Below are 13,862 nucleotides of genomic sequence, written 5' to 3'. Positions count from 1 at the left end.
TCAGCCGCGGTCGCGCAGCAGCCGGCTCTTCTCGCGGCCCCAGTCGCGCTTCTTCTCGACCTCGCGCTTGTCGTGCAGCTTCTTGCCGCGGCCCAGCGCGATCTGCAGCTTGGCGCGGCCGCGCTCGTTGAAATAGAGCTTCATCGGCACGATGGTCATGCCCTCGCGCTCGACGCCCTGCGCCAGCTTGGCGATCTCGCGCTGCTTCAGCAGCAGCTTGCGCAGCCTTTTGGGCTCGTGATTGAAGCGATTGCCGGAGAGATATTCGGGAATAGTGGCGTTGACGAGCCAGACCTCGCCCTTGCGATCGACATGGGCGTAGCTCTCGGCGATGGTCGCCTTGCCGGTGCGCAAAGACTTCACCTCTGTGCCCATCAGCGACAGGCCGGCCTCGAAGGTCTCACCGATCTCATAATCGAAGCGCGCGCGCCGATTGTCGGCGACGACTTTGAAATTGGGCTTTTCCTTCTCGGCCACTTGTTTCGCTTCCCGCGGCTGTCCGCTCAGGCGTCCAGCACGCCGGCGACGACCATCGCGTCGCGAATGGCCTTTTTCGTCGGCTCGGAGGAGGGGACCAGCGGCAGCCGCACCTCTTCGTTCCCGCGGCCGAGCAGAGAGAGGGCGTATTTGGCCCCGGTCACGCCGGCCTCGAGGAAGACCGCCTGCTGCAGGGCGGTCAGGCGGTCCTGCAGCGCGAGAGCGGTTTTGAAATCGCCGGCAAGCGCCGCATTCTGCAGATCGGCGCAGAGCTTCGGCGCGATATTGGAGACCACGGAAATGACGCCGATCGCGCCCACGGCGACGCTCGCCAGAGCGAGAATGTCGTCGCCGGAGAACTGCACGAAGTCCGGCCCGCAGGCGGCGCGCTGCTGGAGAATGCGGCCGACATTGCCGGTCGCGTCTTTGACGCCGGCTATGTTCTCGAGCTCGGCGAGCCGGGCCATTGTGGCGACGCCGATATCGACCACGGAGCGCGGCGGGATGTTGTAGACGATGATCGGAATGGAGATCGCGTCCGCCACCGCCGCGAAGTGCTGGTAGAGGCCTTCCTGATTCGGCTTGTTGTAATAAGGCGTGACGACCAGCACGCCATCGGCGCCGGCTTCCTGCGCATGGCGGGCGAGCTCGATCGCCTCGCGCGTATTGTTGGAGCCCGCGCCGGCGATGACCGGGACGCGGCCGGCGGCCTGGCGGATCACGGTTTCGACGACGGCGCGATGTTCTTCATGGCTCAAAGTCGGGCTCTCGCCCGTCGTACCCACCGGAACCAGACCATGCGTCCCGCTCTCGATCTGCCAGTCGACGAGCGCGCGCAGGGCTGCGTGATCGACCGCGCCATCGGCGAAAGGCGTGACCAGAGCGGTGTAGGATCCTCGGAACACTGGCTTGTCGTTCATCTGCCGTCGCTTTCGCTGCGCCACGCGGGCGCCGTATTCGCCGCGCTTACTGATTGGGACTGGTACGGAGAAATTTTTCGGCTTTCCCGTGCGGCGCCGTTCCGCTCGGGCAGTCTGCGACTGTCATAGCGTCTGGGCGTTCAGGTGAAAAGGGTCCGCGGGCCCCTCCTCACGTTAATCGGCGATCAGCTCGAGCGGTCGGTCGACGCGGAGCGGAAAATTCGAAAATCCCGCGGCTTATCGATTTAGTTGACAGTTCCGCAACGAAATGGCCGCAGGCTGGCCAGGATCGAGTGTTCGGAGGTCGAGTGATCGGAGCGTGAGGCCGATGACGAATCGCCACAGGGGCGCAGCTCGCCTCGTTCTTATAGCGGCCGCCCTGGGCGCGGCGGCGGCCTTTTATCCGGCCATGCAGCGCTCCGACCGCCGCGGTGACGATCCGCCATCCCAGGCCGCCGCCTCGCCGGAGCCTTGGGCGCCGCGCAATTCTGCGCGCGAGGCGATGCATGATTTTCTCGGCGAGGGCGCGGCCGCTCCGGCCGACGCGCGCGCGGCGAGCGTCCTGCGCCGACCGCCGGAGGGCGACGGCGCCTCCAAGCTGCTCTCCTACGCGCCGGCCGACGGCGGGCTCGATTTCGACGCCCGCGCGCCGCAGCCGCCGGAGGCCGCGGTTCTTCTCGGCCCGGATCAAGAAGCCTTCGGCAGCGCGCTCGCCGCCTACAAGGCCAATGATTTTTCCGGCGGCGATCAGGCGCTCGCGAGCGTCGAGGCGCCGCTCGCCCGCGCCGCTGCGCAATGGGCCGGCTTGCGGCTGCATCCGCGCGAGGCCGGCTTCGCGCGCCTGTCGAAATTCCTCGCCGAGCATCCCGAATGGCCGGCCTCGGCTTGGCTGCGCCAGCGCGTCGAGGAGGCGCTCTATGGCGACAAGCACCAAGATCGGCTGATCGTCGACTATTTCGCCGAGCGTCCGCCCAAGACGCCGGCCGGAAGGCTGGCGCTCGCCCGCGTCATGGCCCGCCGCGGCGAGCCGCTGGAGGTCGCGGCGCTCATCAAGCCCATGTGGCGCGAGGACGATTTCAACGAGCAGCTGGAGACGACGGCGAAAAAGGAGTTCGGCGATTATCTCGACGTCGCCGACCATAAATATCGCGCCGATCGTCTGCTCTACGCCGAGAAGACCGGCCCCGCTCTGCGCGTCGCGGCCCATGCCGGCAAGGATGCGCTCGATCTCGCCCGCGTCCGTGCGTTGGCGATCAATGAGAGCGCTTCGGAAAAGACCTTCTCCGCTCTGCCGGCCGAGGCGCAGAAGGACCCTGGAATCGTTTTCGCGCGCATTCACATGCTGCGCCATCAAAAGAAGCTCGTCGAGGCGGCGGCGTTGCTGCGCACGGCGCCGCGCGATCCGCGCCTCATCGTCGATGGCGACGCCTGGTGGGTGGAGCGGCGGCTCATCTCGCGCAAGCTCATGGATCTGGGGCAGTTCGGCGAGGCCTATGCCCTCTGCGCGCAGCATTCGGCGCGCTCGCTCTCCTATCGCGTCGAGGCGGAGTTTCACGCCGGCTGGATCGCGCTGCGATTCCTCAGCGATCCCGCCAAGGCGCAGCGGCATTTCGAGGAGATCGCCCGCATCGCCGAGACGCCGATCCAAAAGTCGCGCGGCGCCTATTGGCTCGCCCGCGCTCGTGAGGCCGCCGGCGGGGCCGAGGCGGCGCGCGCCTCCTATGAGACCGCGGCGCTGCAATCGACCACCTTCTACGGCCAGCTCGCCCGCGCGCGGCTCGGCGCTTTCGACTCGCCTGTGCGTCCGACGCCCGAGCCCGCCCATGGCGACGCCCGCGACGAAGCGGTGCGCGCAGTGGAGCTGCTCTTCGCCGCCGGCGAGAAGGAGATGGCGGCGCAGCTCGCCGCCGACGCCGCCAAGACGCTGGTCGGCGAGGCGCAGCTCTCGGCGCTGGCCGATGTGGCGCAACGCCGCCGCGAGGCCAAAATCTCCCTCACCCTCGGCAAGCTCGCCTCCTATCGCGGCATAGCGATAGACGACGCCGCCTTCCCTTCTTTCGGCATCCCCAGTTTCGCGGCGCTGCCGGGCTCGGCCTCGCGGGCCATCGTCTACGCCATCGCCCGGCAAGAGAGCGCCTTCGATCCCAAGGCCGTCTCCAGCGCCGGCGCCATGGGGCTGATGCAGATGATCGCCTCCACCGCGCGCCACACCGCGCAGCAGACGGGGGTCGGCTTCGATCTGAAGCGCATGATCGACGAGCCGGCCTTCAACGCGCGGCTCGGCGCGGCGCATCTCGGCATGCTGCTCGACGAGCACAAGGGCTCCTACATCCTCGCCTTCGCCGCCTATAACGCCGGCGGCAAGAGGGTGAAGGAATGGATCGACGCCTATGGCGATCCGCGCAAGAACGAGGTCGATCCCATCGATTGGGTGGAGCGCATTCCGATCAGCGAGACGCGCAATTATGTTCAGCGCGTGATCGAGAATCTGACCGTCTATCGCGCCCGCTTCGGCGATCGCAACACGCGCGCGCCGCAGGGCGATCTGTGGCGCAAGCAGGCGGCGAATTGAGGGGAGCCGATTTCTCTGCTCCTTTCATTGGCGCAGGCGCGGCGAGCCCCTATATCGAGGTCGCCGAATAATGTGTTTTCGAGCGAAGTGGGAATAGGTTCGCGTGATGAAAACACAACAGAATGAAGGAATCGAGCGTCCCGTGTCGCAGAAGCACGATATCGACAAGCCCGCCGAGATCGAGATCCTCCCGCCCGAGAGCGAGAGCGGTCCTCGCTACCGCTCGCGCACGCGCATATGGATCGGCGGGACCGACGGCGTGAAGGTCATCAAGGTCGGGCCGGTGGGCGCCGCTCTGCTGACGCTCGCCAGCGCGGTGATCCTCGCAATGGGGCTCATCTTCTTCGCCAGCGCTTTTGTGGTGCTGCTGCCGATCGTGCTGGTGGTCGGGGCGATCGCCTATCTCACCGGAGCCGGCGGCAATCCCTTCCGCCGCGGCCACTGAGGCCAGATTCCGGCTTTGCGGAGCGGGCCGGCGCTGGTAGATAGGGCCATGGTCCTGCGCCGCAGCATACGAATTATTGGCCCGGCCCGCGCTCGAGCGTGATCCAAGCTCGCGCGGCGACCGGGTTCTCGCGCCATTCGCGGCGCCCTTCCGCTTGTTTTCCCTTCCCTTTCGCGCGCCGCCCCGGCTCGGGGCGCAGCCCGCGAGCGCAGCGGTTTCCGATAAGATGAACGAGAAGACCAAAGACAAGGCCCAAGACGACAAAGGCCCCGATTTCTCCAAGAGCCTCTATCTGCCGCAGACGGATTTCCCCATGCGCGCCGGCCTGCCGCAGCGCGAGCCGGAAATCCTCGCGCGCTGGGAGAAGATCGGCCTCTACGCCAAGCTGCGCGAGACGGCCAAGGGACGGCCGAAATTCGTGCTGCATGACGGGCCGCCCTACGCCAATGGCAATATCCATATCGGCCATGCGCTGAACAAGATCCTCAAGGATCTCGTCACCCGCAGCCGGCAGATGGCCGGCAAGGACAGCAATTACGTCCCCGGCTGGGACTGCCACGGCCTGCCGATCGAATGGAAGATCGAGGAGGAGAATTACCGCTCCAAGGGCAAGAAGAAGCCGGATTTCGCTGATCCCAAAGCGATCGTCGCCTTCCGCCAGGAGTGCCGCGCCTATGCCGCGCATTGGCTCTCCGTGCAGCGCGAGGAGTTCAAGCGGCTGGGCGTGACGGGCGATTGGGCCAATCCCTACGCCACGATGAATTTCCCCGCCGAGGCGCATATCGCCCGCGAGCTGATGAAATTCGCCGAGAATGGATTGCTCTATCGCGGCTCCAAGCCGGTGATGTGGAGCGTGGTCGAGAAGACCGCGCTCGCGGAAGCGGAGGTGGAGTATGAGGACCATGTCAGCGACACGGTGCATGTCGCGTTTCGAGTGAAGGCCGCGGGTCAGGCTGCAACAGCCTGGGGGCGCAATGTGTCCAGCTCACTAGTGAGACAATCGACACAAACGCTCAAGAATGCCTCGATTGTAATTTGGACGACCACACCGTGGACGCTGCCGGGCAATCGCGCCATCTCCTATTCGCGCAAGATCGCCTATGGCCTCTATCGCGTGACGCAAGCGCCCGAGAATAATTGGGCGAAGGTCGGCGCGACTTATGTGCTGGCCGACAAGCTCGCGGAAGACGTGTTCAAATCTGCCAAAGTCGAAGCGTTTGAGCGGGTGCGCAAGGTTGACGCCGCAGAGCTTTCGACGGTTCGATGCGAGCATCCGCTCAGCGCTCTCGGCTATGACTTTGACGTCCCTCTCCTCGATGGCGACCACGTCACCGACGACACGGGTACCGGCTTCGTTCACACCGCGCCCGGCCATGGCCGCGAGGACTTCGACATTTGGATGGCGAGCGGGCGCATGCTCGCCGAGCGCGGCATCGATGCGCGCATTCCCTATACGGTCGACGCCGATAGCTTCTATACCGATGAAGCGCCGGGCTTTCCCGGCAAGCGCGTGCTGACTGAAAAGGGCGACAAGGGCGACGCCAATGAGGCGGTGATTCAGGCGCTGGTCGCGGCGGGAAATCTCGTCGCGCGCGGACGGCTGAAGCATCAATATCCGCATTCGTGGCGCTCGAAGAAGCCGGTCATCTTCCGCAATACGCCGCAATGGTTCATCGCGCTGGATAAGAAAATCGCGCAGGACGCCGGCGCTGTCGCGAAGGGCGACGGCGCGCCCGGCGACAATGCGCCCACGCTCCGTGACATCGCGCTCGACGAAATCTCCCGAACGCAATGGGTTCCCGCGGCGGGCGAGAATCGCATTCGCGGCATGATCGCCAATCGGCCGGATTGGGTGGTCTCGCGCCAGCGCGCCTGGGGCGTGCCGATCGCCGTCTTCGTGAAGAAGGGCGGCCACGACATTCTCGTCGATGCGCGCGTGAACGCCCGCATCGTGGAGGCCTTCGAGAAGGAGGGCGCCGACGCCTGGTATGAGGAAGGCGCGGCGAAGCGCTTCCTTTCGCCCGACTACGACCCTGAAGATTACGAGAAGATCGACGATGTTCTCGACGTGTGGTTCGACTCGGGCTCGACGCATTCCTTCACGCTGGAAGACCCGGCGCATTTCCCCGGCCTCGCCGGCATAAAGCGCAAGCGCGATGGCGGCGCCGACGAGGTGCTCTATCTCGAGGGCTCGGATCAGCATCGCGGCTGGTTCCATTCCTCGCTGCTGGAATCCTGCGGCACGCGCGGCCGCGCGCCTTACGACATCGTGCTGACGCATGGCTTCACGCTCGACGAGCACGGCCATAAAATGTCGAAGTCGAAAGGCAATGTCGTCGCGCCGCAAAAGGTGATCGCCGACGCCGGCGCCGATATTCTGCGCCTGTGGGTGGCGAGCGTCGATTACAGCGACGATCAGCGCATCGGGCCGGAAATCCTCAAAAGCGTCACCGATAATTACCGCAAGCTGCGCAACACCATCCGCTGGATGCTCGGCACGCTGGCGCATTATCGCGCGCAGGAGAAGATCGCTTATGCCGATCTGCCGGAGCTGGAGCGGCTCGTGCTGCATCGTCTGTCGCAGCTCGGCGAGGAGGTCGCTGCGGCCTATGCGGAGTTCGATTACAAAAAGGTCGTCGCTCTGCTGACGCCTTTCCTCACCAGCGATCTCTCGGCTTTCTATTTCGACATTCGCAAGGACGCGCTCTATTGCGATCCGCCGTCGAGCGTGAAGCGCAAGGCGGCGCTGACCGTGGTGGAGGAGGTGTTCCGCGCGGTGACGACATGGCTCGCGCCCATTCTCGCCTTCACGGCGGAGGAGGCTTGGCTGTCGCGCTATCCCGATGCGGTCTCCGTGCATCTCGAGAGCTTCGCCGATCTGCCCGCGTCCTGGCGCGACGAGGCGCTGGCCGCGAAATGGGAGAAGCTGCGCGCCATTCGTTCCGTCGTCACTGGCGCGTTGGAGATCGAGCGCGCGCAAAAGCGCATCGGCTCCTCGTTGGAGGCGGCGCCGCTCGTCCATGTGACGGACGCCGATCTGCGCGCGACGCTCACGGGCGTGGACTTCGCCGAAATCTGCATCGTGTCGGACATAAAGATCGACGCGGGCGAAGGGCCGGCCGAGGCTTTCCGCCTGCCCGAGGTCGCGGGCGTGGCCGTGGTTCCGCGGCGGGCTTCGGGCGTCAAATGCGCCCGCTCCTGGAAATATTTCGATCCCGCGACGGCGCAGGCCGATTATCCCGGCGTCACCCCCCGCGACGCGCAGGCGCTTCGCGAACTGACGGCGGCGGGCAAATGGCCGGCGTAAGGGTTTCTTCGTCCCTGGCCGCTAGCCTCGATCTACGTGCGCGTTCCTTCTCCCACTCGTGGGAGAAGGTGGCCTCGCGAAGCGAGGTCGGATGAGGGCCTGCGCCGCAGCCCGTGATTTGCAAGATTCCGGGACGCCTCGGGGACCCTCATCCGACCCGGCTTCGCCGGGCCACCTTCTCCCGCCGAGCGGGAGAAGGAGACGCGAGCCTTCGGGAGACGTCGCAAATTGAAGGTTCTCGCCGCCTTCCTCGCCAACACCATCGCCAATTTCCTCATCGGCCTGCTGGTGGCGAAATTCCTCGGGCCGGAGGAATATGGCCGTTTCGCGCTGGCTTTTGCGATCGGCGTCGTCATTCAGACCGGCGCCTTCGATTGGATGCGCCTCTCGGCGACGCGCTTTTATTCGACGCGCGTGCGCGAGGCCGAGCCGGCCATACGCGCCACGCTCGATTTCGCCTATCTCGCGACCACGGCGGCGGTCATTGTCGTCGGCGGACTGTTTCTCTTCGTCGCGCCGCCTTTTGCGCTCGGCGACATTCTCATCGCGCTGGCGCTGGCGACGGCGGCGATCAACGGACTCTTCGACTATTCCACGGCGCTGCTGCGCGCGCGCTTCGAGGACAAGAGCTATAGCCGCGTCGTTCTCGCCAAGAATATTCTAGCGCTGGCCCTCACTGGCGGCGGCGCCTTCCTCTTCCATTCGGCGGGGATGGCGATCGCCGGCAGTCTCGCCAGCCTGCTCGGCGCCGTCTTCACCGCGCGCGTCTCGCTGAAGGACCCCGGCGCCTCGCCGCGCGGCGCGCGCATGGCGACGGCCCGCACGCTCATCGCCTATAGCGCGCCCATCGTCGCGGCCAACATGCTCTACCAATCGGTGCCGCTGGCGGCGCGGGCGCTCGTCACCGCCTATTACGGCTTCGCCGAGACGGGGCAATTCTCGCTCGCCTATGATCTCGGCATTCGCGCCATTTTCGCCATGGGCTCGGCGCTGGATGTGCTGCTGTTCCAGATCGCCGTCGCCGCCCATGAGCGGCACGGCGCCGAGAAGGGCAAGGAGCAGATCGCCCGCAATATGACGATCGTCGCGGCCTTTCTGCTGCCCGCCTGCGCCGGCATCTGGCTCACAATGCCCTCGATCGAGGCGCTGATCGTGCCGCCGCAATTTCGCGGGCCGTTCGGCCATTATCTCGATCTTCTGCTGCCCGGCCTCTTCGCCATGGGGCTGATTCAATTCGCGGTCAATCCGGTGTTCCAGATCGAGAAGAAGACCGCGCCGCTCATCGGCGCGGCCTTTGTGGCGGTGGTCTCGGGTCTCGTCCTCGCCTTTCTCATCCCGCGCGGCGCGGACGCCTCCAGCCTCGCGCTCGCCCAATGCCTCGCCTATGTGGCGGCGCTGGCGGCGCTGGTGCTGTTCGCGGCGCGCACCTCGCCGCAATGGCCGCGTGGACGCGACATGTTCGGCGCGCTGGCGGCGACGGGGGCGATGGTTGTGGCGCTGCATCCGCTCGCGGGCCTCGAGCCCGGCATTCTCACTCTGCTGCTGCAGGTGGGAGTCGGCGGCTTCGTCTATTGCGGCGCAGTGCTGGCGCTCGACATAGCCGGGCTGCGCGGCCTCGCGCTCTCCCGCATCGGCCCCATATTGGCCAGAGCTCGGGCCGCGCTATAAATTGGGTCGAGGCCAAGCGGCATCGCTCGGAATCAGTGGCGGCGCAGCTGGGGGAGAATAGTCGAGATGGTGCTGCCGCTACACGACGACGCGCCGCTCCATTATGTGCGGCGGCCCTATGTCAATTGGACGCTGATGGCGATCAACATCGCCGTCTTCGTCGCCGTGTTCAGCGAATCCTTCGGCGATCCGCTCACTGTGGTGCGCGGCTTCGGCCTCATACCGGCGGTGCTGTTCGGCCGCGCCGAGCTCGCTCCCTGGATCGTCACCCCCGGACCCGAGTGGACGCTGCTGACCAGCCTCTTTTTCCATTCCGGCCTGGGCCATCTCGCGGGAAACATGATCTTTCTCTATGTCTTCGGCGATAATGTCGAGGACGCCATGGGGTCCGCCGGCTATCTCGTCTTCTATATTCTGTGCGGCGTCTCCGCCGCCATGCTGTTCGCGGTGGGCGCGCCGCTCACCATCACGCCGCTCGTCGGCGCCTCCGGGGCGATCTCGGGCGTTTGCGCCGCCTTCATCCTGCTCTATCCGCGTTCGACCATTTTCGGCCTCGTCGCCGGGATCATTCCGATCCATGCGCCGGCCTCGCTGTTCGTCGGCACGTGGATTCTCTTTCAGCTCTTCAATGCGCTGACCGACGATCAGGGCAATGTCGGCTGGTGGGCGCATATCGGCGGCATATTGGCCGGGCTCGTTCTGACGCCGTTGTTCAAGCGGCGCGGCGTGCAATGGTTCGGTCCGCGCAGATTCGAGGGGCCCTGGGGATGAAAAGCGCGGCGCCGAGAGTTTGACAGGGCAGCGAGCCGAGGCTACCAGAGCGTCTTCCGAGCTTTCCGCGCGCGCCTCGCGCCGCGCGGCGCTAATTCGTTCTCGACGCGGCGCTCGAAAAAGCCGATCGGGGCCTTTCGGCCACAGAGCGCGATTTTTCGAAACAATCGAGACGAAGGTCAATCTCGCCGGGAGTTGCGCGATGAAGGTTCTCGTGCCCGTCAAACGGGTGGTCGACTACAATGTGAAGATCAGGGTCAAGCCGGACGGTTCGGGCGTCGACGTCGCCAATGTGAAATTTTCGATGAATCCTTTCGACGAGATCGCCGTCGAGGAGGCCATTCGCCTGAAAGAGGCCGGCAAGGCGACGGAAGTCGTGCTCGTCACCATCGGCCCGGCCAAGGCGGACGAGACCTTGCGGTCCGGCATGGCCATCGGCGCCGACCGCGGCATTCACGTCAAGACCGACGAGCTGGTCGAGCCGCTGGCTGTCGCCAAGATTCTCGCCAAGATCGTCGCCGAGGAGGCTCCCGGCCTCGTCATTCTCGGCAAGCAGGCGATCGACGACGACAGCAATCAGACCGGCCAGATGCTCGCCGCTCTGCTCGGCTGGGGCCAGGGCACTTTCGCCTCCAAGGTGGCGATCGCCGACGGCTCCGTGGATGTGACGCGCGAGGTCGATGGCGGCCTGCAGACGGTTACGCTGAAGCTGCCCGCCGTGGTGACGACGGATCTGCGCCTCAACGAGCCGCGCTACGCCAGCCTGCCGAACATCATCAAGGCGAAGAAGAAAGAGGTCGCGGCCAAGACCCCGGCCGATTACGGCGTCGACATCACGCCGCGCCTCGAGGTGCTGAAGACGGCCGAGCCGCCGGCCCGCAAGGCCGGCATAAAGGTCGGCTCCGTCCCCGAATTGCTGGAAAAGCTCAAGACTGCGGGAGTTCTGTAAATGACGGCGCTCATCGTCGCGGAAGTCACAGAGTCCGCGCTCGCCCCCTCCACCGCCAAGGCGCTGACGGCGGCGCTGCAGATCGGCGGCGGCGTCCATATTCTCGTCGCGGGCGAGAATGTCGGCCCGGCGGCCGAGGCCGCGGCCAAGCTCTCGGGCGTCGAGAAAGTGCTCGTCGCCGACAGCGCGGCCTATGGCCACCATCTGGCCGAGCCGCTGGCGGCGCTGATCGTCGGCCTCGCCGGCGGTTATGACGCCATTCTCGCGCCTTCGACCTCCAGCTCGAAGAATGTGCTGCCGCGCGTCGCCGCTCTGCTCGACGTGGCGCAGCTGTCGGACATCATCAAGGTCGTCTCCGCCGACACGTTCGAGCGGCCGATCTACGCCGGCAACGCCATTCAGACCGTGCGGTCCAAGGACGCCAAAAAGGTCATCACCGTGCGCACCGCCTCCTTCACGGCGACGGGCGAGGGCGGCTCCGCTTCGATCGAGGCGATCGGCGCGGGCTCCGATCCGGCGGTGTCAAGCTTCAAGAGCGAGGCGCTGGCCAAGTCCGAGCGGCCGGAGCTGACGGCGGCCAAGATCATCGTCTCGGGCGGCCGCGGTCTCGCGAGCTCGGAGAATTTCAAAGAATATATCGAGCCTGTGGCGACCCGCCTCGGCGCGGCCATCGGCGCCTCGCGCGCGGCGGTCGACGCCGGCTATGCCCCCAATGATCTGCAGGTCGGCCAGACCGGCAAGGTGGTGGCGCCGGACCTCTATGTCGCCATCGGCATCTCCGGCGCGATCCAGCATCTCGCCGGCATGAAGGACTCCAAGGTCATTGTGGCGATCAACAAGGACGAGGAGGCGCCGATCTTCCAGGTGGCCGACTATGGCCTCGTCGCCGATCTCTTCCCGACCTTGAAGGAGCTCGACGCCGAGCTGGCCAAGGCCGGCCGCTGAGGGGGTTGGGGCTCTTTTCCCGCTCGCGCGCGCAGCGAGCGGCGGAAGCCGGTGGGGGCGACGTCGCAAATATCTGGCGCCGCTCTCGATTCCCGGTCGGGCCGGCGGCCCGCCGGGATTGACGCCCTCCCAGGTCAGGGTGATGAAGCGGCCTGTTTCGCTGCGGTGCAAACGCCGGTTTTCACAAAGGCCGAACGCGCGCTATACTGAATTGGAAGCGCTCCGCTTCTCGCTGGTGGTGTTCGAAAGATGGGCTCTGAAATTCGCAAGATCGGCATTGTCGGCGCCGGGCAGATGGGCAAGGGCATTGCTCAGGTCTGCGCGGTCGCGGGTTTCGACGTGGCGCTCAACGACCTCTCGGAGAGCCGCATCGCCGCCGGGCTGGACGACATAGCGACGTATCTCGCCAAGGCGGTGGAGCGCGGCCAGATCGACGAGGAGGCCCGCAAGGCCGCCGTCGCCCGCATCCATCCGGCCAAGGATTACGCCGCTTTTTCGGACAGCGACCTCGTGATCGAGGCCGCCACCGAGAATGAGGAGGTCAAGCGCGGCATCCTCACCGAGCTCGGCCCCAAGCTGCGGCCGGGCGCCTTCATCGGCACCAACACCTCCTCCATTTCCATCACCCGGCTCGCCGCGGTGACGGGGCGGCCGGAGCAGTTCATCGGCATTCATTTCATGAATCCGGTGCCGAAGATGCAGCTCGTCGAGGTGATTCGCGGCATCGCCACCGAGGACAAGACCTTCGAGGCGGCCAAGCAATTCATCGGCGAGCTCGGCAAGACGGTGACGGTGTCGGAGGATTTCCCGGCCTTCATCGTCAATCGCATCCTGCTGCCGATGATAAACGAGGCGATCTACACGCTCTATGAGGGCGTCGGCTCGGTGGAGGCGATCGACACGGCGATGAAGCTCGGAGCCAATCATCCGATGGGTCCGCTGCAGCTCGCCGATTTCATCGGCCTCGACGTCTGCCTCTCGGTGATGCAGGTGCTGCACGAGGGGCTGGCCGACTCCAAATATCGGCCCTGTCCGCTGCTGGTGAAATATGTCGAGGCCGGCTGGCTCGGCCGCAAGACGCAGCGCGGCTTCTACGATTACCGCAGCGGCACGCCCGTCCCGACCCGCTGAGGCGGTTTTCGGCTCATTCGGAGAAGCGAGCCCGAAGACTCGCAAAACCCTTCACTTTCGATGAAGCGGACGAGCGCGGCCGTCGCCGCGCGCCGGTCGACGACGACGCGCGGAGCCAGAGCGCGGCAATCGACCGCGGTTGCCGACGCCGCGCCGCCTTCCCAAATGGAGTCTCGTGGGCGTTCAACGAAAGACGAAAAACATGACCAATATTGCCGTTCACAATGGGGCCTGGGTTCTCGTCGGCGACGGCCGCAGGGCCTTGTTTCTGCAAAATCACGGCGATCCCGATCTGCTCGACCTGCGCGTCATGGAGGCGCGGGTGGATGAAAATCCGCCGACCCGCGAGCAGGGCAGCGATGCGCCGGGCCGCGCCTATGGCACGGCGGGCGCGCCGCGCAGCGCCGTCGAGAACGCCGATTGGCACGAGCTGGAGAAAGAGCATTTCGCTCGCGCGATCGCCGAGCGGATCAACACCGCCGCCGAGGCCGGCGAATTGAGCGAGATCGTCATCATCGCCCCGCCGCGCGTGCTCGGCGATCTGCGGCAGGAGCTGAGCCAAAAAGCCAAGAGCAAAGTGAAGGGCGAGCTGGACAAGGATCTGACCCGCCATCCTCTGCCCGAGATCGAGAAGGCCCTGGCGCGCGAATTCCGCGCGGAAGGATGAGGCCGCCTTC

The 13,862-nt window shown here is 65.8% G+C and carries 11 protein-coding genes; 9 read left to right on the top strand and 2 right to left on the bottom strand.

Translation table 11 applies throughout. From position 1 onward, the window contains the following. A complete protein-coding gene (gene smpB, locus FMZ75_RS16110; RefSeq protein WP_108915711.1) occupies positions 1-477 on the bottom strand; it encodes an SsrA-binding protein SmpB in 477 nt (158 codons plus the stop codon). A gap of 26 nt (positions 478-503) precedes the next feature. Next, on the bottom strand, positions 504-1,397 hold the full coding sequence (gene dapA / locus FMZ75_RS16105; protein ID WP_166144174.1) for a 4-hydroxy-tetrahydrodipicolinate synthase: 894 nt from the start codon (positions 1,395-1,397) through the stop codon (positions 504-506). Between the two features lie 328 nt (positions 1,398-1,725). Here dapA and FMZ75_RS16100 point away from each other — a divergent pair, with 328 nt between their 5' ends. The 9 genes from FMZ75_RS16100 to FMZ75_RS16060 all read left to right on the top strand — a co-directional run bounded on the left by FMZ75_RS16100 (position 1,726) and on the right by FMZ75_RS16060 (position 13,852). Continuing rightward, complete coding sequence (locus tag FMZ75_RS16100; RefSeq protein WP_166144172.1) at positions 1,726-3,969, top strand: lytic transglycosylase domain-containing protein; 2,244 nt, start codon at positions 1,726-1,728, stop codon at positions 3,967-3,969. A gap of 106 nt (positions 3,970-4,075) precedes the next feature. Continuing rightward, entirely contained in the window at positions 4,076-4,414 is a 339-nt protein-coding gene (locus FMZ75_RS16095) for a hypothetical protein (protein WP_207783474.1), read from the top strand. 226 nt (positions 4,415-4,640) lie between these two features. Next, on the top strand, positions 4,641-7,721 hold the full coding sequence (gene ileS, locus FMZ75_RS16090; RefSeq protein WP_166144170.1) for an isoleucine--tRNA ligase: 3,081 nt from the start codon (positions 4,641-4,643) through the stop codon (positions 7,719-7,721). A 228-nt stretch (positions 7,722-7,949) separates the two neighbouring features. Continuing rightward, the gene (locus FMZ75_RS16085) at positions 7,950-9,389 is read left to right on the top strand and encodes a lipopolysaccharide biosynthesis protein (protein WP_166144168.1); all 1,440 of its coding nucleotides are present in this window, start codon (positions 7,950-7,952) and stop codon (positions 9,387-9,389) included. A gap of 66 nt (positions 9,390-9,455) precedes the next feature. Next, positions 9,456-10,160, top strand: coding sequence for a rhomboid family intramembrane serine protease (locus tag FMZ75_RS16080; RefSeq protein ID WP_108915715.1), 705 nt, complete (start codon positions 9,456-9,458; stop codon positions 10,158-10,160). 202 nt (positions 10,161-10,362) lie between these two features. Further along, a complete protein-coding gene (locus FMZ75_RS16075) occupies positions 10,363-11,109 on the top strand; it encodes an electron transfer flavoprotein subunit beta/FixA family protein (protein WP_166144166.1) in 747 nt (248 codons plus the stop codon). Next, positions 11,110-12,054, top strand: coding sequence for an electron transfer flavoprotein subunit alpha/FixB family protein (locus FMZ75_RS16070; protein ID WP_166144163.1), 945 nt, complete (start codon positions 11,110-11,112; stop codon positions 12,052-12,054). Positions 12,055-12,303: 249 nt separating this feature from the next. Further along, positions 12,304-13,185 (top strand): 3-hydroxybutyryl-CoA dehydrogenase, encoded by an 882-nt coding sequence (locus tag FMZ75_RS16065; RefSeq protein WP_166144161.1) that lies wholly within the window; start codon positions 12,304-12,306, stop codon positions 13,183-13,185. 202 nt (positions 13,186-13,387) lie between these two features. After that, complete coding sequence (locus tag FMZ75_RS16060; RefSeq protein WP_142861607.1) at positions 13,388-13,852, top strand: host attachment protein; 465 nt, start codon at positions 13,388-13,390, stop codon at positions 13,850-13,852. Positions 13,853-13,862 lie beyond the last annotated feature (10 nt).

The organism is Methylosinus sp. RM1 (assembly GCF_011378635.1).
Taxonomy (GTDB): Bacteria; Pseudomonadota; Alphaproteobacteria; order Rhizobiales; family Beijerinckiaceae; genus Methylosinus; species Methylosinus sporium.
The sequence above is the reverse complement of the archived record's forward strand: the minus strand, read 5'-3'. Positions and strand labels throughout refer to the sequence as shown.

What these genes read in the sequence shown, in the direction of transcription:
- ileS (WP_166144170.1), top strand. Translation starts at nt 4,641, where the DNA reads ATGAACGAGAAGACCAAAGACAAGGCCCAAGACGACAAAGGCCCCGAT.
- FMZ75_RS16100 (WP_166144172.1), top strand. Translation starts at nt 1,726, where the DNA reads ATGACGAATCGCCACAGGGGCGCAGCTCGCCTCGTTCTTATAGCGGCC.
- dapA (WP_166144174.1), bottom strand. Translation starts at nt 1,397, where the DNA reads ATGAACGACAAGCCAGTGTTCCGAGGATCCTACACCGCTCTGGTCACG.
- FMZ75_RS16070 (WP_166144163.1), top strand. Translation starts at nt 11,110, where the DNA reads ATGACGGCGCTCATCGTCGCGGAAGTCACAGAGTCCGCGCTCGCCCCC.
- FMZ75_RS16080 (WP_108915715.1), top strand. Translation starts at nt 9,456, where the DNA reads ATGGTGCTGCCGCTACACGACGACGCGCCGCTCCATTATGTGCGGCGG.
- FMZ75_RS16060 (WP_142861607.1), top strand. Translation starts at nt 13,388, where the DNA reads ATGACCAATATTGCCGTTCACAATGGGGCCTGGGTTCTCGTCGGCGAC.
- FMZ75_RS16095 (WP_207783474.1), top strand. Translation starts at nt 4,076, where the DNA reads ATGAAAACACAACAGAATGAAGGAATCGAGCGTCCCGTGTCGCAGAAG.
- FMZ75_RS16065 (WP_166144161.1), top strand. Translation starts at nt 12,304, where the DNA reads ATGGGCTCTGAAATTCGCAAGATCGGCATTGTCGGCGCCGGGCAGATG.
- FMZ75_RS16075 (WP_166144166.1), top strand. Translation starts at nt 10,363, where the DNA reads ATGAAGGTTCTCGTGCCCGTCAAACGGGTGGTCGACTACAATGTGAAG.